This is a genomic window from Variovorax sp. KK3 (assembly GCF_001984055.1).
Taxonomy (GTDB): domain Bacteria; phylum Pseudomonadota; class Gammaproteobacteria; order Burkholderiales; family Burkholderiaceae_C; genus Variovorax.
Map to the genome: position 1 here is coordinate 1 of NZ_LYVO01000040.1, position 21,155 is coordinate 21,155.

Annotated in this window: 24 protein-coding genes; 13 read left to right on the plus strand and 11 right to left on the minus strand. The window is 68.3% G+C overall.

Annotation, left to right across the window (positions count from 1 at the left end):
• The 4 genes from B0W80_RS35555 to B0W80_RS19255 form a co-directional block, all read left to right on the plus strand.
• A partial coding sequence (locus B0W80_RS35555; RefSeq protein ID WP_077000765.1) for a hypothetical protein occupies positions 1 to 546 on the plus strand: 546 nt, incomplete at its 5' end.
• 32 nt (positions 547 to 578) lie between these two features.
• Positions 579 to 1,547, plus strand: coding sequence for a LysR family transcriptional regulator (locus B0W80_RS19245; RefSeq protein ID WP_179106974.1), 969 nt, complete (start codon positions 579 to 581; stop codon positions 1,545 to 1,547).
• 105 nt (positions 1,548 to 1,652) lie between these two features.
• Complete coding sequence (add, locus tag B0W80_RS19250; protein ID WP_077000767.1) at positions 1,653 to 2,699, plus strand: adenosine deaminase; 1,047 nt, start codon at positions 1,653 to 1,655, stop codon at positions 2,697 to 2,699.
• 35 nt (positions 2,700 to 2,734) lie between these two features.
• Positions 2,735 to 3,751 carry a tripartite tricarboxylate transporter substrate binding protein gene (locus B0W80_RS19255; protein WP_077000768.1) on the plus strand — a complete coding sequence of 339 codons (1,017 nt, stop codon included), beginning with the start codon at positions 2,735 to 2,737 and terminating at the stop codon, positions 3,749 to 3,751.
• A gap of 7 nt (positions 3,752 to 3,758) precedes the next feature.
• Here the strand turns inward: B0W80_RS19255 and B0W80_RS19260 are convergent, their stop codons facing one another.
• Together B0W80_RS19260 and B0W80_RS19265 are read right to left on the minus strand one after the other, a co-directional pair.
• Positions 3,759 to 4,556 (minus strand): aldolase, encoded by a 798-nt coding sequence (locus tag B0W80_RS19260; RefSeq protein WP_077000769.1) that lies wholly within the window; start codon positions 4,554 to 4,556, stop codon positions 3,759 to 3,761.
• A gap of 14 nt (positions 4,557 to 4,570) precedes the next feature.
• On the minus strand, positions 4,571 to 5,350 hold the full coding sequence (locus tag B0W80_RS19265) for an aldolase (RefSeq protein WP_077000770.1): 780 nt from the start codon (positions 5,348 to 5,350) through the stop codon (positions 4,571 to 4,573).
• A 107-nt stretch (positions 5,351 to 5,457) separates the two neighbouring features.
• Between B0W80_RS19265 and B0W80_RS19270 the strand changes: the two genes are divergently transcribed.
• Positions 5,458 to 6,066, plus strand: coding sequence for a helix-turn-helix domain-containing protein (locus B0W80_RS19270; protein ID WP_256856625.1), 609 nt, complete (start codon positions 5,458 to 5,460; stop codon positions 6,064 to 6,066).
• A 1-nt stretch (position 6,067) separates the two neighbouring features.
• On the opposite strand, the gene B0W80_RS19275 is transcribed toward B0W80_RS19270, so the two are convergent.
• The 4 genes from B0W80_RS19275 to B0W80_RS19290 are packed head-to-tail and all read right to left on the minus strand — an operon-like array spanning position 6,068 to position 9,677.
• Complete coding sequence (locus B0W80_RS19275; protein WP_077000814.1) at positions 6,068 to 6,754, minus strand: 3-oxoacid CoA-transferase subunit B; 687 nt, start codon at positions 6,752 to 6,754, stop codon at positions 6,068 to 6,070.
• A 32-nt stretch (positions 6,755 to 6,786) separates the two neighbouring features.
• A complete protein-coding gene (locus tag B0W80_RS19280; protein ID WP_077000772.1) occupies positions 6,787 to 7,458 on the minus strand; it encodes a 3-oxoacid CoA-transferase subunit A in 672 nt (223 codons plus the stop codon).
• Positions 7,455 to 8,669: an acyl-CoA dehydrogenase family protein gene (locus B0W80_RS19285; RefSeq protein WP_077000773.1), complete on the minus strand. Its 1,215-nt coding sequence runs from the start codon at positions 8,667 to 8,669 to the stop codon at positions 7,455 to 7,457. Before B0W80_RS19285 ends, B0W80_RS19280 begins: the two co-directional genes overlap by 4 nt.
• 24 nt (positions 8,670 to 8,693) lie before the next feature.
• Positions 8,694 to 9,677: a tripartite tricarboxylate transporter substrate binding protein gene (locus B0W80_RS19290; protein ID WP_143684695.1), complete on the minus strand. Its 984-nt coding sequence runs from the start codon at positions 9,675 to 9,677 to the stop codon at positions 8,694 to 8,696.
• A 177-nt stretch (positions 9,678 to 9,854) separates the two neighbouring features.
• On the opposite strand from B0W80_RS19290, the gene B0W80_RS19295 reads away from it, so the two are divergent.
• The 7 genes from B0W80_RS19295 (at position 9,855) to B0W80_RS19325 (ending at position 15,570) form a co-directional block, all read left to right on the plus strand.
• On the plus strand, positions 9,855 to 10,523 hold the full coding sequence (locus tag B0W80_RS19295; protein ID WP_083745506.1) for a TetR/AcrR family transcriptional regulator: 669 nt from the start codon (positions 9,855 to 9,857) through the stop codon (positions 10,521 to 10,523).
• 33 nt (positions 10,524 to 10,556) lie between these two features.
• Positions 10,557 to 11,546 carry an MDR family oxidoreductase gene (locus B0W80_RS19300; RefSeq protein ID WP_077000775.1) on the plus strand — a complete coding sequence of 330 codons (990 nt, stop codon included), beginning with the start codon at positions 10,557 to 10,559 and terminating at the stop codon, positions 11,544 to 11,546.
• A 10-nt stretch (positions 11,547 to 11,556) separates the two neighbouring features.
• On the plus strand, positions 11,557 to 13,197 hold the full coding sequence (locus tag B0W80_RS19305) for a thiamine pyrophosphate-dependent enzyme (RefSeq protein WP_077000776.1): 1,641 nt from the start codon (positions 11,557 to 11,559) through the stop codon (positions 13,195 to 13,197).
• Between the two features lie 53 nt (positions 13,198 to 13,250).
• Positions 13,251 to 13,622 carry a hypothetical protein gene (locus B0W80_RS19310; RefSeq protein WP_077000777.1) on the plus strand — a complete coding sequence of 124 codons (372 nt, stop codon included), beginning with the start codon at positions 13,251 to 13,253 and terminating at the stop codon, positions 13,620 to 13,622.
• 26 nt (positions 13,623 to 13,648) lie between these two features.
• On the plus strand, positions 13,649 to 14,353 hold the full coding sequence (locus B0W80_RS19315) for an SDR family oxidoreductase (protein ID WP_077000778.1): 705 nt from the start codon (positions 13,649 to 13,651) through the stop codon (positions 14,351 to 14,353).
• A gap of 14 nt (positions 14,354 to 14,367) precedes the next feature.
• Entirely contained in the window at positions 14,368 to 15,078 is a 711-nt protein-coding gene (locus B0W80_RS19320) for a YafY family protein (RefSeq protein ID WP_077000779.1), read from the plus strand.
• Between the two features lie 123 nt (positions 15,079 to 15,201).
• Positions 15,202 to 15,570 (plus strand): VOC family protein, encoded by a 369-nt coding sequence (locus B0W80_RS19325; RefSeq protein ID WP_077000780.1) that lies wholly within the window; start codon positions 15,202 to 15,204, stop codon positions 15,568 to 15,570.
• A 53-nt stretch (positions 15,571 to 15,623) separates the two neighbouring features.
• On the opposite strand, the gene B0W80_RS19330 is transcribed toward B0W80_RS19325, so the two are convergent.
• From B0W80_RS19330 to B0W80_RS19340, 3 genes are all read right to left on the minus strand, one after another.
• On the minus strand, positions 15,624 to 15,881 hold the full coding sequence (locus tag B0W80_RS19330; RefSeq protein ID WP_077000781.1) for a DUF3253 domain-containing protein: 258 nt from the start codon (positions 15,879 to 15,881) through the stop codon (positions 15,624 to 15,626).
• Positions 15,882 to 15,924: 43 nt separating this feature from the next.
• Positions 15,925 to 16,977, minus strand: a complete 1,053-nt coding sequence (locus tag B0W80_RS19335) for a helix-turn-helix domain-containing protein (protein ID WP_077000782.1) — start codon at positions 16,975 to 16,977, stop codon at positions 15,925 to 15,927.
• A gap of 104 nt (positions 16,978 to 17,081) precedes the next feature.
• Positions 17,082 to 17,561 carry a VOC family protein gene (locus B0W80_RS19340; RefSeq protein WP_077000783.1) on the minus strand — a complete coding sequence of 160 codons (480 nt, stop codon included), beginning with the start codon at positions 17,559 to 17,561 and terminating at the stop codon, positions 17,082 to 17,084.
• 143 nt (positions 17,562 to 17,704) lie between these two features.
• Here B0W80_RS19340 and B0W80_RS19345 point away from each other — a divergent pair, with 143 nt between their 5' ends.
• A complete protein-coding gene (locus B0W80_RS19345) occupies positions 17,705 to 19,222 on the plus strand; it encodes an NAD(P)/FAD-dependent oxidoreductase (protein ID WP_077000816.1) in 1,518 nt (505 codons plus the stop codon).
• Here B0W80_RS19345 and B0W80_RS19350 read toward each other — a convergent pair.
• Both B0W80_RS19350 and B0W80_RS19355 read right to left on the minus strand, forming a co-directional pair.
• Positions 19,213 to 20,088, minus strand: a complete 876-nt coding sequence (locus B0W80_RS19350; protein WP_077000784.1) for an oxaloacetate decarboxylase — start codon at positions 20,086 to 20,088, stop codon at positions 19,213 to 19,215. The genes B0W80_RS19345 and B0W80_RS19350 overlap by 10 nt on opposite strands.
• A gap of 10 nt (positions 20,089 to 20,098) precedes the next feature.
• Positions 20,099 to 21,076 (minus strand): tripartite tricarboxylate transporter substrate binding protein, encoded by a 978-nt coding sequence (locus B0W80_RS19355; RefSeq protein WP_083745501.1) that lies wholly within the window; start codon positions 21,074 to 21,076, stop codon positions 20,099 to 20,101.
• Positions 21,077 to 21,155 lie beyond the last annotated feature (79 nt).

Consider the following 21,155-nt stretch of genomic DNA (forward strand, 5'->3'; position numbering starts at 1 on the left):
CTGCTGGTCGACGCGCACGTGGGCTACTACCAGGACCGCAGCATCGTCGACCGCCTGCGCATCGACGTCGTCGAGCCTGCGATGGCCGCGGGCAGGCCGTCGATCTGGCTGGCCGGCATCTCGCTGGGCGGGCTCGGTGCGTTGCTGTATGCCGATGCGCATTCCGGCGACATCGCGGGCGTGTTGACGCTGGCGCCTTACCTTGGCGAGCCTCGAGCAGTGCCGACGTCGCTTCGGGAGGCCGGCCTGAGGAACTGGCAGGCGCCGCAGGAGGTGCAGGTCACGAAGGCCGACGATGAAGACGTGGGCTTGAAAGCCTGGCGCATCGCGCAGCGCTTCGTGCGTGCGGATCCGCCATCGACAAGGCCGCCGCTCTATCTGGGCTTCGGACTTTCCGACCGATTCGCGCCGGCCGAGCAGGTGCTGGCCGAAGCGTTGCCGCCGGCGCGGGTGTTCACCGCGGCGGGCGGGCATGACTGGAACCCTTGGCTGGGGTTGTGGCAGCGCATGCTCGCGGCGTCCGATCTGCCGCGTTGCCGCGCATGAGGACGGCGAGGACCGTGGCGACCACGAAGACCATGACGACCGAACGCCCGTCTTCCAACGCCGAGCCGGTGCGCCGCCTCGACGAATCGCTCATCCGCTCGTTGAATGCGCTGCTGGTCGACGCCAGCGTGTCGCGGGCCGCAGCGCGGCTCGGCATCGCGCAGTCCGCGCTCAGCCGGCACCTGAAGGCGTTGCGCGAGATCATCGGCGACGAGTTGCTCGTGCGCGTGGGCAATCGCATGGTGCTGACCGAGCGCGGCGAGGCGCTGGCCGCGCCGGTGCGGCGCATCCTGGGCGATCTTTCGCTGCTGACGGCCGGCGGGCCCGAGTTCTCCCCGACCACGTCGCGCCAGAAGTTTCGGCTGGCCGCCTACGATTTCCTGCCGAAGCGCTTCTATGCCGAGCTGATCCGGCGCGTGAGCCTCGCGTCGCCCGAATCGGAGATCACGGTGCGCGGGCTGGGCGACCGCTTCGACCACTACCGGCAACTCGCCGATGGCGAGATCGACATGGCGATCTCCGTGTGGCCTGAACTGCCGCCGCACCTGCGTGCCACGCATCTGCTGAGCGACGAGTTCGTGTGCGTGGTGCGCAAGGGGCATCCGCTGGCCAAGGGCACGCTCTCGCTCGACGCGTATCTGCGTGCGGGGCATCTGTCGTCGCTGGAGCACGTGGCGGGGCAGGGCTCGGTGATGGACGCGTTGCTGTCGACGCTGGGCGTGTCGGTGCACACGGCGGTGCGCACGCAGTTCCTGAGCCTCGCGCCGGCGATCCTCGCGAGCACCGACCTGGTGTTCTCCACCGGCCGCCTGCTGGCCGAGCAGATGGCGGCGGAGTCTCCGTTGCGGGTGCTGCCGTTTCCGGCGGCCATCAAGCCGCTTCGATATCACCTCGTGTGGCACGAGCGCACCCACAAGCATCGGGCGCTGGCCTGGTTCCGCGCCGAGCTGATCGAGGCCGCACGGGGGCTGAAGCGCAGGCAGGCCTCCGGCGGGTCATGACAGCGCAGCCATAACCTGCAGTACACCGGCCGGTCTGGCGCATCGTCGCTTCGAAGCCTACCGTGGAGGCCATCCAGAGGCTTCTTCGAAAGAGACGACGACACCATGACATGGACCGCATCGCAAGTGGCGCAGCAAGTGGCACAGCTGCCGAAGGTGGAACTGCATTGCCACGTGACCGGGACCCTGCGCCCCGCGACCCTCGCGGCGCTCGCCGGCAAGTACGGGTTGCAGTTGCCGCGCCCGGTCGACCAGCTGTACACCTACCGCGACTTCTACGACTTCCTCGAAGTGCTCCGCCTGGTCGCCCTCGTGCTGCGCGAGCAGGACGACTTCGAGCGCGTCGCCTACGAAGCCATCGAAGACGCTTACAAGACCAGCAACGTGCGGCACATCGAGATGTCCTTCAATCCGCAGTACTTCATTCCGTCGGGTGCCGGCTATGCGGCGCAAGTGGCGGGACTGGTGGCGGGCATCGAGGCGGCGGAGCGGGACTTTCCGGTGTCGGCCCTGTTACTGGCCTCGTTCGACAGGGAATGGGACGCGGCCAGCGCCGAAGAGACCATGGACCTGATCCTGTCGCACCGCCACGAGCGCGTGGTGGGCATCGGCCTCGACGGGCCCGAGCGCGCGGGGCCGCCGGCGAAGTTCGAAGCCGTGTACCGCCGCGCCACGCAGGCCGGCCTGAAGAAGACCGCCCACGTCTGCGAAGACAACCAGACCCTCGCCGAGGCACCGCCTTCGCACCTCGATGCCTGCCTCGACCTCCTGCGGTGCGATCGGCTGGACCATGGCTACAACTTGATGGCTTCCGACGCGGCCATCGCGCGCGCCAGGGACAGCGGTGTCTACTTCGCGGTGTGCGGCATCACGAGCGTGGCTGCCAACCGCGAGCGTCGCCTCGATGCGATCGGCCGCATGGCGGCGGCCGGCCTCAACACCACGTTGAACACCGACGACCCGGCGATGTTCCATACCGACATGGCGCACACCTACCAGCACGTGCTCGACGGCCTGGGCTGGGGCTGGCAGGAAGCCAGGCAGTTCAGCCTGAGCGGCGTCGAGGCCTGCTGGCTCGACCCGCAGGCCAAAGCCGATCTGCGCCGCGATTTCCAGGCGCAGATCGTCGAGCTCGAAGCGCAACCCGCCTGAAGGCAAACAACCCCATTCACCGCAGAGCGCACACCATGAACAACCTGCCGACTTTTTCGCGACGCGTACCGGCCATCGCCGCCTTTGCCGCGTCCGCCGCCTTCGCCGCGGTCGCACTGACTGCCGCACACCCCGCCGCCGCGGACACCTGGCCGTCCAGGCCGATCACGATGATCGTGCCGTACTCGGCCGGCGGCAACGTCGACGTGATGGCGCGCTGGGTCGCGCCCGAGCTGGCCAGGCGGCTGGGCCAGCCGGTGGTCATCGACAACGTCGTCGGCGCCGGCGGCGTGCTGGGCACCGAGCGGGCGACGCGCGCCAAGCCCGATGGCTACACCTTGCTGCTGTCGGTCGAAAGCTCCGTCGTCATCGCCAGGATGGTCACGCCGCAGACCGTGAAGTACAACGGCCTGAAGGACCTGGAGCCCGTGACGCTGCTCGGCTCGCAGCCCCTGGTGCTGGTGGGCAAGCCCGAACTCGCTGCGCGCTCTGCCGGTGAACTCTTCGCCGACATCCAGCGCTCGCCGGGCAAGTACAGCTATGCCACCTCGGGCGTCGGCACCTCGCTGCACCTGGGCGGCGAGATGCTCAAGCAGCAAGGAGGCGTGTCGATCGTCCACGTGCCATACAAGGCGGGGCCGCAGATCGTGACCGACCTCGCCGGCAACCAGATCGAGCTGGCGGTGCTACCGCTGTCGATGGTCATGCCGCAAGTGCAGGCCGGAAAGATCAAGGCTTACGGGCTCATGGCCGAACAGCCCTCCGCGGCCATGCCGGGCATCGCGCCGCTGGCGGCGGTGCCGGCCTGGAAGGGCGCGAACGTCTCGGTGTGGCAAGGCATCTTCGCGCCGGTGGGAACCGACAAGGCGATCATCGCCAGGCTGAACCAGGAACTCGGCGAGATCCTGCGCACTGCGGACATCCAGAAGAAGTTCGACGAGGCGGGCGTCACGCGTCTGGGCCTGGGGCCGAAGGAGTTCGCCGAGTTCCTGAAGTCCGAAGACGCCAAGTTCTCGGCGATCGTGAGGCGTGGGCAGATACGCGCGGACTGAGCCGCGCTCAGGCGGTGGACCGCAGGCAATCCGCGTTGTGCGGCTTCTTGAGCGAGCGCCGCGCGTAGTAGTCGAAAGCGACGGCGTTTCGCGTAGGCCGCAGGATCCAGTCGTGCGCCTCGGCGCCGAGCGCCGGGTCGATGGGCTGAATGATGCCTGAGGCGCTCGCCAGCAGCTGCATGCGCGCTGCGCGCTCGAAGGCGAGGGCGAGCACGCAGGCCTGCTCCACGGTGGCGCCCGCGATCAGCAGGCCGTGGTGCGACAGCAGCAGCGCGTGCTTGCTGCCCAAGGCGGCGGCGATGAACTCGCCTTCCTCGTTGCCGACGGGCACGCCGGGCCACTTCGCGACGAAAGCGACGTCGTCGTAGAGCACGCAGTTGTCCATGTGCGAAACCTGCAGCGGCTGCTCCAGCATGCCGAGCGTCGACGCATGCAGCGCGTGGGTGTGGACGATGCAGTTCACGTCCGGACGCGCCCGGTACACCCACGAGTGGAAGCGGTTGGCCGGGTTCGGGATGCCATCACCGTCTAGCACTTCGAGGTCTTCGTCGACCAGCAGCAGGTTGTCTTCGGCGATCTCGTCGAAGCCCAGGCCCAGGCGCTGCGTGAGGAACTGGCCCGGCGTGCCGGTGCGTGCGGTGATCTGGCCGGCCAGGCCCGAGTCGTGCCCGTTGTCGAAGAGGATGCGGCAGGTCAGCGCGAGCTTCTGGCGCAGCGTGTAGCCGCTGTCCTTGAAGTGCTGGTCCATGCGGCGGGTGGACTGCGTCACCAGCGCCGCCTTGTCGAGGCCGAAGGTATCGGGCATATCAGGGGTGGCGTTCATGCGATGGGCAATGGCGGCACGCCGTGCGTCTGGCGCGTCCAGTAGTCGAAGGTGGCGTTGACGATCGACGGCTTGAGCAGGTAGTCGTGCGCTTCTGCCGCCAGCGCATCGTCCACCGGCGTCAGGGGGCCGAAGGCCTGGGCACGGATCTGCATGCGCGCGGCGCGCTCCAGGTACACCGAGAGGTAGGTCGCTTCCTCGCAGGTCGCGCCGGCCGTCAGGTAGCCGTGGTGCGCGAGGATGATGGCGCGCTTGGCGCCCAGCGCCTTCGAGATGATCACGCCTTCCTGGTCGGCGATGGGCACCCCCGGCCATTCGCCGAGGAATGCGCAGTCGTTGTGCAGCGGCGTCATGTCCATCTGCGCGATGACCAGCGGTTGCCGTGCCGCGGCCAGGGCGGAGGCCCAGGGCGAATGCGTGTGGATGATCGAGTGCACGTCGGGCCGCGCGTCGTAGACCCACAGGTGGAAACGCGTGGCGGGGTTGGGCATGCCGTCGCCCGTCAGCGTGTTGAGATCGCGGTCGACCTCGATGAAGTCGTCGGGCGTGGCCTCGTCGAAGCCCAGGCCGAAGCGCAGGGTCCAGTAGGCGCCGGGCCGGTCCGACCGCACGCTGATCTGGCCGGCGAGGCCGGCTTCCTGCTCCGTCATGGCGAGGATGCGGCAGGCGTAGGCCATGGTCTGCTGCCTGCTGCGCTTGGCGGTCTGCAGGTGCTTGGCCATGTCCTGCGTGGCGCGCTGGTCGAAGTAGGCTTTTTCTCTGAGGGGTGCATCCATGTCGCAGGTCTCCGTCGAAGTGGTTAGGACACTTTGTGTCATTTAGGAAGCAATGATAGGTTCGCCTGCGCGCCGTGGCAAGTGCTGCGCGTCGGCTTTTTGGGGGCGTGCCAGAATCGCGGCCTCATGCAACTTCCGGAGGGTCGAGAGCAACGGGTCAGCCGGTTGCCGACCCCTTCAAGGCCTTGGCACTCCATCTCAAATACCTTCGCGTCCAGGCCGGAATGACCCTGGAAGACCTGGCCCGCGACTCGGGGCTGACACGCAGCTATTTGTCCAAGGTCGAGCGCGGCATGTCCACGCCTTCGATCGAGTCGGCCCTCAACATCGCGAAGGCGCTCGGCGTGACGGTGGACCGGCTCTTCGGCCAGCAGTCCGAGCAAGACCCGATCACCATCGTGCGGGGCAACGGCTCGATCGGCGGCGATGCCGCCACGCACCTGTCGCTGGTGGCGGGGCTGCAGACCGACCGCGTGATGCGCGCCTTCATCGTTCACCCTGGCAAGACGCAGCGGCGCGGTCGCATCATGAGCCACCACGAAGGCGAAGAACTGCTGTTCGTGCTCACCGGCGAGATCGCGATGCAGATCGGCGCGCGCAACGAGCACCTGAAGCCCGGCGACTGCGTGCAGTTCGATTCGACCATTCCGCACAAGCTCACCGCGCTGACCGACGAACCGGCTGCCGCGCTGGTGGTGATCGCCGCGACCGCGTGAACTAGGCCGGCACCAGCACGCCGTCGCGGCCGAAGCGCCGCATCTCCGGCGAAAGGCTGAGAAGGGCGCCCGTGCGCTGCTGGACCTCTTCGACGGACGCCTGCTCGAACAGGGCCTCCAGTACGAAGCCTTCGTTTGTGATGCCGACGATGGCCAGGTTGGTGAACACCCGGGTCACCACGCCCACGGCCGTGAGTGGCAGCGTGCAGCGCTGCACCAGCCGCGGCTGCGCATCGCGCGTGCTGTGGTCCATCATCACCCAGATCTGCCGCGCGCCCACGGCCAGGTCGATGGCGCCGCCGATGGCCGGCGGCGCGCCGTGCAGGTCGCCGGTGCTCCAGTTGGCCAGGTCGCCGTGCTCGGACACCTGAAACGCGCCGAGGATCGCGATGTCGAGGTGGCCGCCGCGCATCATCGAAAACGACAGGCTTGAGTCGAAGTAAGAGCCGCCGCGGGCCAGCGTGACCGGCATCTTGCCGGCGTTGATCAGGTCGCCGTCTTCCTGTCCCTCTGACGGCTTGGGGCCGACGTTGAGGATGCCGTTCTCGCTGTGGAGCATCACGTGCGAACCGGCGGGCAGATGGTCGGCGATGGCCGTGGGCGCGCCGATGCCCAGGTTGACGAAACCCTCCGGGGGCAGATGCCGGGCCACCAGCCGTGCGAGTTCCTGCCTCGAAAGCGAGTTGATCGCGTTCATCGAATTCGTCGAGTTCGTCGGGTTCATCGGATTCCAGCCTTTCTCGATACGAAGACGCGGTCGACGAAGATGCAGGGCGTCACGATGCCCTCGGGATCGAGCGCGCCGGCCTCGTGGACTTCGTCGACTTCGACTGCCACGACCGTGCCGGCCGTCGCCATCACCACCGAATGGTTGCGCGCCGTCTTGTTGTAGTTGACGTTGCCCAGCACGTCGGCCTGGCGGCCCTTGAGCAGCGAGAAGTCGGCGTGCAAGGGCTTTTCGAGCAGGTACTCGCGCCCGTCGACCGCGATCTTTTGCTTGCCGCTTTCGAAGACCGTGCCGACACCGGTCGGCGTGAGAAAGCCTCCCAGTCCTGCGCCACCGGCGCGGATGCGCTCGACCAGCGTGCCTTGCGGAACCAGTTCGAGCTCGACCGTGCCGGCGCGGTACTGCTCGGCGAACACGTCGGCGCTGCGCGGGTACGAGCAGACGATCTTGCGCACGATGCGCGCGTCGAACCACAGCGTCAGGTCTTCGCCGCCCGAGCCGGCGTTGTTCGAGATGACGGTCAGCTCGCGCACGCCCAGGTCGAGCACCGCGCGGATCATGTTGCGCGGCACGCCTGCACCGCCGAAGCCGCCCACCATCACGGTGTGGCCGTCGCGCAATCCGGCGACGGCGGCATGCGCGTCGTTCACCACCACGTTTCTCATGCCGGGTCTTTCCTGTCGATCGGAGGACGAGGGGGCGCCGCTCCGTATTCCTGGTGCAGCTGCTTGCCGATGCGGTCGAGCAGCATCTCGCTGGTGCCGTCGCCGAAGGCGCCCAATCGCGTTTCGGCGGATTGCATGGCGAGCCGGTGCGCGGCGCTGGCGCCGGTCGCGCCCATGGCGCGCAGGCACTGGTCGATGCCCCACAGCGCGACGTCGACCGCGAACTTCTTGGCCTGGGCCGCCAGCGTGAGCGCCGGCGCGTCGGCCTGCACGGCCTGGGCCGCGCGCCACACGAGCGCATCGGCGGCTTCGAGCCTGAGCGACACCTCCGCCAGCTCCCACGCCATGCCCTGGTGGCCGATCAACGGCTTGCCGAAGGCGTGCCGGTGGTGCGCGTGGTCGACGGCCTCGCGGAGCGCCGCCCGCATCGAAGCGACGCACATCGCCGCGACGTGCACGCGCGCCGCATTGACGGAGGCCATCGATGTCCTGAGCGCCTGGCCCGGATCGCCGAACAAGGCCCAGTCGGGCACGAAGTGATCGTGAAAGACCAGGTGCGACAGCCGGAACGACCGTGCGCCGGGCATGTGGATCTCTTCGCGGCGGAAGGTGTCGCCGTCGTTCAATGGAATCAGGAAGGACGCGAGCTGCCCTGCATCACCGCCGTCGTCGCCGCCGATGCGCGCCAGCACGTTCGCGCAATGGACGATCTGCCCGTTCGTGATCCACGACTTGGTGCCGGTGACGAGCCACCCGCCGTCCACGCGCCGCGCGGTGGTCGTCAGCGCGCCCAGGTCGCTGCCGCCGCCGGGCTCGGACATGGCGGGCGCGCACAGCACGTCGCCGCGCAGCATCGCTTGCAGCAGGTGTTCGCGTTGCACATCGGTGCCTGCGCGTGCGACCCGCGTCACCGAGCCTTGGAGGTTGTTGATGGCGAAGGCGGCCGCGAAGCCGTGCTCGGCCATGGTCTGGGCGACGCGGATCTTGCAGAGGAAGGAGGCGCCGTGGCCGCCGAACTCGCGCGGCGTCTGCAGGCCCAGAAAGCCCGCCTCGGCCCACTTGCCGATCCACGCTGCGTCGTAAGGCTGGCCCTGGTTGTGCGTGTCCAGCAGATGGTCGCTGAACGCGCCGCGGCAGAACTCGGCGGCGGCGGCGACGAGGTCCTGCTCCTCGCGCGGCAGCTCGGCATCGTGCGAATGTTGAAAGCTCATGGCGCGACTGTGCTCGTCGGGCGGTCAGCGCGCCAGCGGCGTCTTGAGCGTCTTGGCCCAGTTGTTCCAGAAGTCGATCTCGCGGGCCACCTGCCTGGCATAGGCGTCGGGCGAAGAGTCCTTGACCGGCACGGCGCCCAGCGTCTCCAGCTGCGTCAGGAACTCGGGGCTCGCGACGATCTTGTCGAGCGCTGCCGTGAGCTTGCGCGTCACCGCGCTCGGCAAGCCGGCCGGCGCGGCGATGCCGAACCAGGGCGACAGGTCCATCGGCTTGCCGCCGGCTTCCTGCACGGTCGGAAGGTTGGGGAAGGCCGGCGAGCGCTCGGGTGCCGCCACCGCCAGCGCCTTGATCTTGCCCGCCTTCACGTGCTGCGCGATCGTGGCCTCGGTGAAGAAGCCCACCTGCACGACGCCGGCGATCAGGTCGCTGATGGGTTGCGCGCCGCCCTTGTAGTTGACGAAGGTCAGCTCGGTGCCGTTCAGCGCGTCGAACAAGGTGCCGCCGATGTGCGACGTGGCCCCGAAGGTGCCGCCCGAGTTGAGCTTGCCCGGGTTGGCCTTGGCATAGGCGATGAGCTCCTGCACGCTGTTAATCGGCACCTGCGGGTTCACCACGACCAGGTTGCGCTGCTTGGCCAGGTTGCGGATGTACGTGAAGTCCTTGGCCTGGTCGTAGGGCAAGGTGGGGTTGAGCGCCTGCCCGCGCGTCTGCGATGACTCCACCGCGACCAGCAGGGTGTAGCCGTCGGGCTTGGACTTGGCGACCGCCTCCGCGCCGATGATGCCGCCGGCGCCGCCCCGGTTGTCGACGATGACCGAGCCCTTGAGCTCCTTGCCCAGCGACTGCGCGATCACGCGGGCAATGATGTCGGTGGGGCCACCGGGAGGAAAGCCGACCACGAGCTTGATCGGCTGCGACGGATAGCCTTCATCGGCCGATGCGGGCGCGGTGGCGATGCAGGCGAGGGCGATGGCGGCGAGCCATCTCGTGATCGTGACGGGCTTCATTCTTGCTTCCTTCATCCAGGTCGGGGTTGGTGGAGCGAGTATGAAATTGCAGGACACTTTGTGTCAAGAAGGAATCTTAAGAAAAGCGCAAGAACATCGTTGCTTCCAATGTAGAAAGGGAAATTGGAAGAAAAAAGTGCTGGCTGTTTGCTAGACGATCGGTCTAGAATGCGCCGCATGACGACCCGCAAGCCCAAGCTAGCAGTGCCACGCACGCGCAGCGCCGCACCCGCCTACTCGACCACGCGAGAGGTGTTGATCCGATGCGGCATGGAGTTGTTGACCGAGCAGGGCTTCAGTGCGACCGGCCTCGATGCGGTGCTGAAGCGGGCGACGGTGCCCAAGGGCTCCTTCTATCACTACTTCGAGAGCAAGGACGCCTTCGGCGCCGCGGTGATGGACGCCTACGACGACTACTTCAAACGCAAGCTCGACAAGTGGCTGCTCGATGAAACGCGTGCACCGCTCGACCGGCTCGCGGACTTCATCGCCGACGCATCCCAGGGCATGCGCAAGCACCGCTACACACGCGGCTGTCTGGTCGGCAACCTGAGCCAGGAACTCGGTGCGCTGCCCTCGGGCTTTCGCGAAAGGCTCGACGCGATCCTGGTCGGATGGCAGGTGCGCGTGGCGACTTGCCTGCGCGCCGCGCAGGCGCAAGGCAGCGTGTCGGCCGAACTCGACATCGACCAGGTGGCCGAATTCTTCTGGATCGCCTGGGAAGGCGCGGTGCTGCGCGCGCGGCTGGTCCAGAGCGATCGGCCGCTGGTCACTTTCATCGCCGCGTTTCTTGCCGGGCTGGGTGCGTCGCCGAAGGCCGGCGCGCCACGCCGGCCAAGTCGCTAATTTTTCATCGAGATCGAAGAGGCATAGAAGCACATGAGCACGTTCAAAGGCATCGTCGTGGAGAAAGACGCCGAGGGTTATCGCGCGTCGGTGAGCGAACTGGACGACAGCCGCCTGCCCGCGGGCGACGTCACGGTTCGCGTCGAATACAGCACCCTCAACTACAAGGACGGGCTCGCCATCACCGGCAAGGGTCCCGTGGTGCGCAGCTTTCCGATGGTGCCGGGCATCGACTTCGCCGGCGTGGTCGAGCAGAGCGAGCATGCGGACTTCAAGCCCGGTGATCGCGTGGTGCTCAACGGCTGGGGCGTCGGCGAAACGCATTGGGGCGGCCTGGCGCAGCGTGCGCGCGTCAAGGGCGACTGGCTCATTCCGCTGCCGCAGCGCTTCGGCGCCAAGGACGCCATGGCCATCGGCACGGCCGGCTACACGGCGATGCTGTGCGTGCTGGCGCTCGAGCGCCATGGCCTGAAGGCAGGGCAGGGGCCGGTGCTGGTCACCGGCGCCAATGGCGGCGTGGGCAGCTTCGCCATTGCGCTGCTGGCCGGCCTGGGCCATCAGGTCGTGGCCTCGACGGGCCGGCCGCAGGAGTCGGAGTACCTGCGCCGCCTGGGCGCGGCCGAGGTCATCGACCGCAAGGAATTGGGCGAACCGGGCAAGCCGCTGCAGAAGGAACGCTGGGTCGCGGCCGTCGACTCCGTCGGCAGCCACACGCTGGCCAATGTGTGCGCGCAGGTTCGCTACGGCGGTGCGGTGGCGGCGTGCGGCATGGCGCAGGGCCTGGACCTGCCGGCGTCGGTCGCACCGTTCATCCTGCGTGGCGTGGCCCTGCTCGGCGTCGACAGTGTCATGCGTCCCAAGGCCGACAGGCTGGCCGCATGGGACCGCCTCGCGCAGGACTTGCGCGGGCCCATCCTCGAAGACATCGCTGCCGAGATCTCGCTGGACCAGGCCGTGGATGCGGCGGCACGGCTGATGCGCGGCGAAGTGCGCGGCCGCGTGATCGTCAACCCCAACGCCTGATCGCGCCGACATGGTCTATCGAGTTGCGGACGCCATCGTCGACAGCATGGTGGCGCACGGCGCCGACCGTGGTTTCAGCGTGCCCGGCGAGAGCTTCCTGGCGCTGCTCGACGCGCTGCACGCGCGCGCGGATTTCGACCTGGTGACGTGCCGTCACGAGGGCTCCGCAGCCCTCGCGGCCATCGCCGATGCCAAGCTGACCGGCCGCCCCGGCGTCGTCATGGCGAGCCGCGGCCCCGGCGCGTTCAATGCCGCGATCGGCGTCCACGTGGCGTCCGAGGAAGCGATTCCCTTGATCCTGCTGATCGGCCAGGTCGATCGCCCCAACCTGGGCAAGGGAGCGGTGCAGGAGATCGACACGTCAACGGCGTTCTCGGGCTTGCTCAAGTGGTCGGCGCGCATCGATCGCGCCGAGTCGGTCGCAGAAATCATGGCGCGAGCCTTCGTGGCCGCGGCCTCGGGCACGCCGGGGCCGGTGGCCGTCGAGCTGCCTGAAGACGTGCTCACCGAAGCCGTGCAGCAGCGGCCTGTGCGCGTGCACGGCCTGGCCGTTCCTACCGTGAGTGCGGAAGACGCCACGCGCGTTCGCGAACTGATCGCCGCTGCGAGCCGGCCTTTGCTGATCGTGGGCGGCGAGTGCCGCAGCGCCGAGTTCCGCCGCGACCTGCACGATCTGGTCGGCCTGTGGGACGTGCCGGTCGTGCTGACCAACAAGAACCAGGACCAGTTCTCCAACCTCGACCCGCACTGGGCTGGGCAGATCGGCTTTTTCGCTTCCCCGGCCCATGCCGCGCTGGTTGGCGAGGCCGACTTGCTGATCGCGCTCGGCAGCCGCATGGGCGACCTGTCTTCGCTCGGCTTCGCCTTTCCGCGCCAGGACGAGAGCCCGCAGCGGCTGGTGCACGTGTATCCCGACGCGGGAATGATCGGCCGGCACTTCCACACCGATCTGCCGATCGTTTCTTCGTCGCATGCCTTCGTGCGCGCCGCGCTGCGCGATGGCGAGCGCGCCGCGACGTCGCCGGGCTGGATGCGCCGTGCCGCCGAAGCGGCGCAAGGCGCACACGGCTGGCAGCCCGCCGAGGTCGCGCCCGACGACGTGATGGGCCATGCGGTCACTGCGTTGAGCCGGTTGGCCAGGCCCGATGCGATCCTGACCACCGACTCGGGCAACTTCGCATCGTGGGTGCACCGCATCTTCAGGATGACGCCGGCCAACCGGCTGCTGGGCTCGGCCTGCGGCGCGATGGGCACGGGCGTGCCTTCGGGCGTGGCGGCCGCGCTTCGCCACCCCGGGCGACAGGTGCTCGCCTTCGTGGGCGACGGCGGTTTCCTCATGAATGGCAACGAGCTGATCACGGCCGTCGACCGGCGCCTCGACCTGCGCGTGATCGTTTCGAACAACGGCTCCTACGGCACCATCCGCACGCACCAGCAGCGCCACTTTCCGGGCCGCGTGAGCGGCACCGACCTGGCGAACCCCGACTTCTGCCGGCTGGCCGAGGCCTTCGGTGCGCGTGGCTTCAAGATCGAGAACGGCAGGGATGCAGTTGGCATCGTCGAACAGGCCATGGCCGTCCCGGGTCCGGTGGTGATCGAGGTATGCAGCCATCCGGACGTCTCGGCCGTGCCACCGAAGTCGAAGAACTGAATCGAAGCGCGGGTCACAATCGCGGCTTGTGACCCTGCCGATGGAGCCGATCCATGATCGACGCTGCGCAACTGCGCGAACTCGCTTCCCGCAAGCTCGAGGCCCAGGCCGCCACCTGCCGCTGCCGCGTGCTGCAAACGCCCGCTTGGGAGAGCATCACGCTCGAGCGTTGGCCCGAGGGCGTCGACCCGGTCGGCACGCTGCGGGCGCCCGACATCGACGAGCCGACCTTCGAGGAGTTCCACCCCGACGGCACCCGCTACGATTCGCCCGATGCCCCGATCGCGGTGGCGTGGTTCCCGTTCAACCGAAGCGACGTGCACGTGTGCGGCGCATGTCGCACGGTGTTCCTGCGCTACACCGAATACGGCGGCTACTACGTCGACCACCGTGTGCGGATGGTCGATCCAGCTCTGGTGGTCTAGGCGTTCTCAACGCAGAAGGAAATTCGATGTCGAACGGGAAAGTGGCGGTGGTGGTGGGTGGCGGCAGCGGCATGGGCGCCGCAGCGGCACGCAAATTGGCCGAGAAGGGCTTCGACGTTGCCGTGCTCTCGTCGTCCGGCAAAGGCGAGGCGCTCGGCAAGGAACTCGGCGGCATCGGCATCACCGGATCGAACCGTTCGAACGACGACCTGGGCCGCCTGGTCGACACCACGCTGGAGCGCTGGGGCCGCATCGACGTGCTCGTCAACGGCGCCGGCCACGGTCCCAAGGGAGCGGTGCTCGACATCACCGACGAGCAGTGGCAAACGGGCATGGAGTTCTACCTGCTCAACGTGATCCGCCCCACGCGGCTGGTCGCGCCCATCATGGAAAAGCAGAAGGGCGGCGCCATCATCAACATCTCGTCGGCCTGGGCCGTGGAGCCCAGCGCGATGTTCCCGACCTCGGCCGTCTTCAGGGCGGGCCTCGCCGCGTTCACCAAGCTCTTCGCGGACCAATACGCCGCGTCGAAGGTGCGCATGAACAACGTGCTGCCCGGCTGGATCGACAGCCTCCCCGAGAAGGACGACCGCCGCGACAGCGTGCCCCTGCAGCGCTACGGCACGAGCGAGGAGATCGCCGCGACGATCGCCTTCCTGGCCTCCGACGATGCGGCCTACATCACGGGGCAGAGCCTGCGCGTAGACGGCGGGCTCATGCGGTCGCTGTAGCGCGCCTCTGCCCGATGTCGCGCGCCGAACGCCTGCTGTCGCTGATGCAGTGCCTGCGCCGTCATCGGCAGCCTGTCGGCGGCGCGGCCCTGGCGCGTGAACTCGACATCAGCCTGCGCACGCTCTACCGCGACATCGCGAGCCTGCAGGCCCAGGGCGCGGACATTCGCGGCGAAGCCGGCGTCGGCTACGTGCTGCGGCCGGGCTTCACCTTGCCGCCATTGATGTTCTCGGTGACGGAACTCGAGGCCCTGCTGCTGGGCGCCCGCTGGGTCGCCCAGCGTACCGACAGCGAACTCGCGGACGATGCCCGCAATGCGCTGTCGAAGATCGCGGCGGTGTTGCCGGCCGACCTGCGCCAGTCGCTCGACGATTCCACGTTGTTGATCGGCCCGGCAGGCGCCGGCACGGACGGCACGGGTGGCACGAGCAATCAGGCGCATCTGCCGGTGCTGAGGCGGGCGATCCGCCTGGAGCGCAAGCTCCGCATCGGGTATCTCGATCTCAAGGGCATCGAGAGCGAACGCACCATCTGGCCGTTCGCCCTGGGGTTCTTCGACCAGGCGCACGTCGCCGTCGCATGGTGCGAGTTGCGCCAGGAGCAGCGCCATTTTCGAGTGGATCGGATGACGGCCGTCGAGGTGCAGGAAGAACGGTATCCGGAGCGCCGCCAGGCGTTGTTGAAGGCGTGGCGGCGCAAGGAAGGCATCGCTCCCACGCGATGAAGCGGGGAGGGCCGTCGCACTGCTGCCGGAAACTGACAGCAGCGCTTCTTAGCATGAACTCACTGAAGCGCCAGCCCGATGCGCGGGCTGCGACGCACCCAGTGACCCTGCTTCGGAGAACACATGCTCGATCTCAACTTCTTCCTTCTGTACGTCGACAGCCCTGCGCGCAGCGCCGACTTCTACGGCCGTCTGCTCGGCCATCCGCCGGTCGAATCGTCGCCGACCTTCGCGCTCTTCAAGCTGGCGTCCGGTGCGATGCTGGGCCTGTGGTCGCGCGGCACCGTCGAGCCGACCGCCACACCCGTGGGTGGCAGTGAACTCGGCTTCGCCGTCGGCGACGACGCCACCGTGCGGCAACTGCATGCGCGCTGGTCCGAGGACGGCATGCGCATCATGCAGGCGCCGCAGCAGATGGACTTCGGGTTCACCTTCACTGCGCTCGATCCGGACGGCCATCGTCTGCGGGTGTTCAGCCCGTCGACGCCTTGAAGCTGCGCGGGCGGCGCTTCACGCCTTGTGAAGCCCCCAGGGCAGCGCGCAAGTCACCCTGCACCGGCCCGCCGCAGCCGGATCGGCCCGCCGCCGGCCATCGCGTCGACGACGACACCACCGCGCGTGACCTTCAGCGCGCCCTCGTCCGACAGCGCCGCGGCCACGCGCCGGATCTCGGGCATCAGGGCGCGCCACGACTTCTCGTCTGCAGCCAGCGCCCGTGCGACGTCGGAGGGGCAGATCGACGACGTCGGCGAACGCGCGTCGAGCAGCGTCCAGATCGTCCTGGCGATGGTGGCGTCGTTCATGACGCCATTCTGTCGCGGTGCATCGGCAAGTGCGCCGGCAAGGTCAGTCGCGCAGTGCGCGCAACCAGGTGTCGAAGGCCGCATTCGCCTCGGGCCTGATGCCGATCGCGCCGACACCGCTGCGCATGCCCTTGCGCACGTCGCGAGGGCTGTAACCGTACTGGTCGCGAAACGCGCGGCTGAAATGCGTGGGACTGCGAAAACCATGGTCTTCGGCCACGCGGCCGATGTGCACGCGCTTGTTCGGATCCGCGAGCAGCGAGTGGATGCGGGCCAGGCGTCGCTCCTTGATGTAGCGCGTCACGCCGTCCAGTGGCTCGAAGCAGCGATACACGGTGGTGCGCGACAGATTGAAGAAGGCGGCCAGGTCGTCCGCCGACAGGTCCGAGTTGTCGAGGTGCAGGTCGATGTACCGGCACATCTGGCGCAGCACGGTCGCCGCCACGGCGGGCCTCGCGCGGTCCATGTTGTGCGATGACGGTTGGAGTGCGGCAGCCAGCAGGCTCACCGTGGCCTGCGCCAGGCCGGGGGCTTCGGCGATGTTCAAGCCGTCGGACGCGCTGGCCATGGCGCGCAGATGAGAAGCCAGCATGCCGGCGGCGACGCCGCGCGGCACGGCGCCGTGCAGGTCCATGGCGCGCGGGAGCGCTTCGTCGAGCATCTCGCGCGGCACGATGAGCGCGATGCCCTTGCCGGCGTCGTAGTCCAGCGTGTCGGGGCGGGACATGTCCGAAATCAGCAGCTCGCCCGCTTGCTGAATCTGCCGCACGCCGTCGTGGTCGCAGCGCACGCAGCCGTCGAGCCTGAGCATCAGCCGGTAGTGGTCGAGCTGGTCCGAGCGCAATTGCCGGCTGGCCCGTGTCGATACATGGGCGTCGTATTCCAGCGCACCGACCACGACCTTGTCGTGCCGCCACCAGGTGCCGCGATAGCGGAAGTCCTGCGCCGCGGTCGATGGGGCGGAGCCCGGGCCGAAGTCGTACACGCCGCCGAGCCAGGAGCGCACCCAGTCGAGGCGCTGGGCGGCCGGGACGACCAGCGAATCCGTCGGCAGGGTCGGCAGCTGCCCGGCATGAAAGTCGTCTGGCTGTGCCACGCCGCTCCTTTCCCGGTGCTCGGATGAGACCGGGATTGTCCCTGGCGGGTTTTCGCCTGGCAAGGCGTCCATGCGGCCTATGGCGCCGCGCAGCGAGGCGTGCTTCAGCCCTTGCGCGCCGCCTCGATCGCGGCGACGTCGATCTTCTTCATCGTCATCATCGCGTCGAACACGCGCTTCGCCACCGCCGGATCGGCGTCGGTGTACGACTCGGTCAGGACCCGCGGCGTGATCTGCCACGACAGGCCCCACTTGTCCTTGCACCAGCCGCATTCGCTTTCCTGGCCGCCGTTGCCGACGATCGCGTTCCAGTAGCGGTCGGTCTCGGCCTGGTCGTCGGTGGCCACCTGGAACGAGAAGGCCTCGCTGTGCTTGAACGCGGGGCCGCCGTTGAGCCCGAGGCAGGGAATGCCCAGCACGGTGAACTCGACCGTCAGCACGTCGCCCTTCTTGCCCGAGGGGTAGTCGGTCGGTGCGTGGTGCACGGCTTTCACGGCGCTGTCGGGAAAGGTCTTGGCGTAGAACTCCGCGGCTTCCTGCGCGGTGCCGTCGTACCAAAGGCAGATCGTGTTCTTGCTGATCATGTGCGGTCTCCGGGTTGGTGAGGGGGATGACGAGTACAGGCAGTCGCGCCCATCATACGTATCGGCCATCTGCCGATGTGCGCCGTCTTGACATCGGCCGACTCGCCTCCGCACACTCGCCGATCGATTCGGAGGGGATGGACATGGCGAGGCGGGTGGCGATCATCGGTGCGGGGCCGGGCGGGTTGGCCGCCGCGCGCTGGCTGCAGTCGGAGGGCTTCGAGCCCGAGCTGTTCGAGCAGACGGCGGGGCTCGGCGGGCAATGGAGCGGCGATGCGCGATGCAGCGGCGTCTGGCCGTCGATGCGCACCAACACGAGCCGCATGCTCACGCAGTTCAGCGATCTGCCGCATCTGCCGGGCCTGGCGCTGTATCCGTCCAACCAGGAGATCCGCGCCTATCTGCAGCGCTACGCCGACGCCTTCGGCCTGACGCCGCGCATCCGAACGAACACCAGCGTGCGAGAGATCGCCGCGGCCCCTGGCGGCTGGGCGGTGCGGCATGACGAGAACGACGAAGACATCTTCGAGAAGGTCGTGGTCGCGAGCGGCCGCTTCCACCGCGCCAGCATCCCCGACGTGCCCGGCCTCGCGGGCTTCACGGGCAGCGCCGGTGTGCTTCATACCCACCGGTACAAGAACCCCGAGCTGTACCGAGGCAAGCGCGTGCTGGTGGCCGGATGCGCCATCAGCGCGCTCGAGATCGCGAGCGACCTCTGCATGCTCGGCGCGGCGCGCGTCGTGGTGTGCCATCGCCGGCAGCGCTACGTGCTGCCCAAGCTCAAGGCCGGCGTGCCGACGGACCACATCGTGTTCTCACGCTACCAGGCGCTGGCCGAAGAGCTGCTGCCGCGCGCCGAGTTCGGCGACTTGCTCGAGTCGCTCGTGATCGAGGCCAATGGCAGCCCCGAGCAGTACGGCGCGCCGAAGCCCGCCGCCGACTTCTTCGCCGCCGGCCTCACGCTGAGCCAGCACTATCTGCCGCTGGTGGCCGAGGGACGCATCGACGTGCGGCCATGGTTCGACCGGGTCGATGGGCCACAGGTCCGCTTCGTCGATGGCCGCGAGGAGAGCTTCGACGGCATCCTGTTCGGCACGGGCTTCGCGCTCGACCTGCCGTTCCTGAGCGAGCCGATCCGCCGCACGCTGAACCTCGGGGCACAGCGCATCGACCTGTTCCGCCACACCTTCCACCCGCGGCTGCCGGGGCTCGCCTTCATGGGCATGTGGGACCAGTCGGGGCCGTTCTTTCCGCCGCTGGAATTGCAGGCGCGGTGGATCGCCTACGCGTGGAGCGGTGCCGTGCCGTATCCGACAGATGAGGACATGGCACCGTCGCTGGCCGAATTCGACGCGCGCGGCGGCAGTGCGCCGAAGACCAAGATGAACCTGGTCGCGCTGACGTTCGCGCGTGCCGCGGGCGTGGAGCCCGATCCGCAGCGCTGGCCCATGCTTCGCCGCGCGTTGCTCTTCGGGCCGCTGCTGCCGCTGTCGTTCAGGCTGCAGGGCCGTGATGCATTGCCCGATGCGGCGGCCCGGTTGGCCGAGGAAGCGGCGGCCTTCGGTGGCACGCAGGCCGCCGAGTTCTCGGCCGCCGAACTGCAGAAGCTGAGGAAGCTACGACTGTCCGCAGCCGGCGTCGCCGAGAACGCTCAGACGTAGCGGCGCTCGAGCGCGTCCCACTCCGGCTTGCCCACCAGCCGTTGCCGTTCGGCGAAGGGCGTCACCAGGGCCGGGTCTTCCTTCAGCTGCCGCGTGTCGCGCAGCACCGTCAGCGCCTTCTGCATGCCGGCCACGGCGCCCTGCAGCGCAGCGTTCGCATAGAGCACGATGCCGTAGCCCAGCCCGCCCAGGTCTTCGGCGCTGAAGATCGGCGTCTTGCCGCCGATCACCATGTTCATCAACTGCGGCGGTCCCAGGCGCTTCGGCAGCGCGCGAATCTCCTCTTCGGTGGTCACCGCCTCGACGAAGAGGATGTCGGCGCCGGCCTCGGCGAACTTCTGCGCGCGCTCGATCGCCGCCTCGAAGCCGTGCACGGCACAAGCGTCGGTGCGCGCCAGGATCAACAGGCCCGCGTCCTGCCGCGCATCGGCCGCCGCCTTGATCTTGTTCACGGCTTCTTCGGTCGACACCACGTCCTTGCCGCTGAAGTGGCCGCATCGCTTGGGCGCGACCTGGTCCTCGAACTGGATGCAGTCGGCGCCGGCGCGCTCCAGCGTTCGCACGGTGTGGCGCACGTTGAGCGCGTTGCCGAAGCCGGTGTCGGCGTCGACGATGAGCGGCAGCTCGACCGCGTCGCGGATGCGCGCGGTGTGGTCGGCGATCTCGGCGAGGCCCATGAAGCCCTGGTCCGGCATGCCGAACCACATGTTGGTGACGCCGGCGCCGGTGACGTAGAGGGCCTCGTAGCCCAGGTCTTCGATCACGCGGGCCGACAGCGCGTTGAAGGCGCCGGGGACGATCACGCCGCGGCGTGCGTCGACCAGCGCGCGAAGCCGTTGCTTGGTGTTGCCGATGTCGTGGCTCATGGGGTGGTGCTCACTTTTCCTGCATTTGCGCGGCCTTGACGATCTCGCCCAGCCGCTTGCGTTCGGCATCGACGAACTTCACGAACTCGGGGCGCGTGCCGCCGATGGGCTCGATGCCGACGTCCTTGAGCTTCTTCGCGGCGGCGGGATCGCGCATGGCCTTGTCGACCGCGGCGGCCACCTTGTCCATGATGTCGTCGGGCGTGCCGCGCGGTGCGTGCAGGCCGGCCCAATGCGCGATCTGCAGGTCGGGAAAGCCTTGCTCTACGGCGGTCGACAACTGCGGGTAGGCCGAGATGCGCTTGGTCCAGGTCGTGGCCAGCGGCTTGAACTTGCCGTCTTTCTTGATGTGGGGCAGGGCGATGATGCTGGCCTCGGAAGTGCCTTCGACCTGACCGCCCAGCACGGCGGTGGTGCTTTCCGATCCGCTCTTGTAAGGCACCGGCTGCAGCTTGGCGCCGTACTTCACGTTGAGCATCTCGGCGACGAAGTGCGGCGTGCTGCCGGTGCCGGCGGTCGCGAAGTTGAAGCCCTGGCCCTTCTTGGACGCCTCGACGAAGTCGCGCAGGTTGTTGTACGGCGCCGACTTCGGCACCACCACCACCGAAGGCGCCAGGCCGATCATGGCCACGGGCACCAGGTCGTCGTCCTTGAAGGGGAGCGACTTCTTGATCATGCTGTTCGAGATCACGCCCGCGGCGCTGATCAGGAAGGTGTAGCCGTCCGGCGCGCTCTTGGCCACCAGGTCGGCGCCCAGCGAGCCGCCCGCGCCGGGCTTGTTGTCGATGATCACGGGCTGGCCCAGCACCTTGCCCGCGCCCTCGGCGGCCGCACGTGCCATCAGGTCGTTGGCGCCGCCGGCCGAGAAGGGCACGATGAAGCGGATGGTCTTGGTCGGCCAGGCCTGGGCGTTGGCGCTGTCGGGCAGCACGAAGCCCAGGGTGGCGGCCGCGGCGCAGGCCACGGTGGTGAAGCGTTGGAATGTCATCAGGTCTCCTTGGATGAATGAACGGCATCGCCGTCGAGGGTCACGCTTGCCTTGAGCGCAAACGCCGTGCCAAACGAGG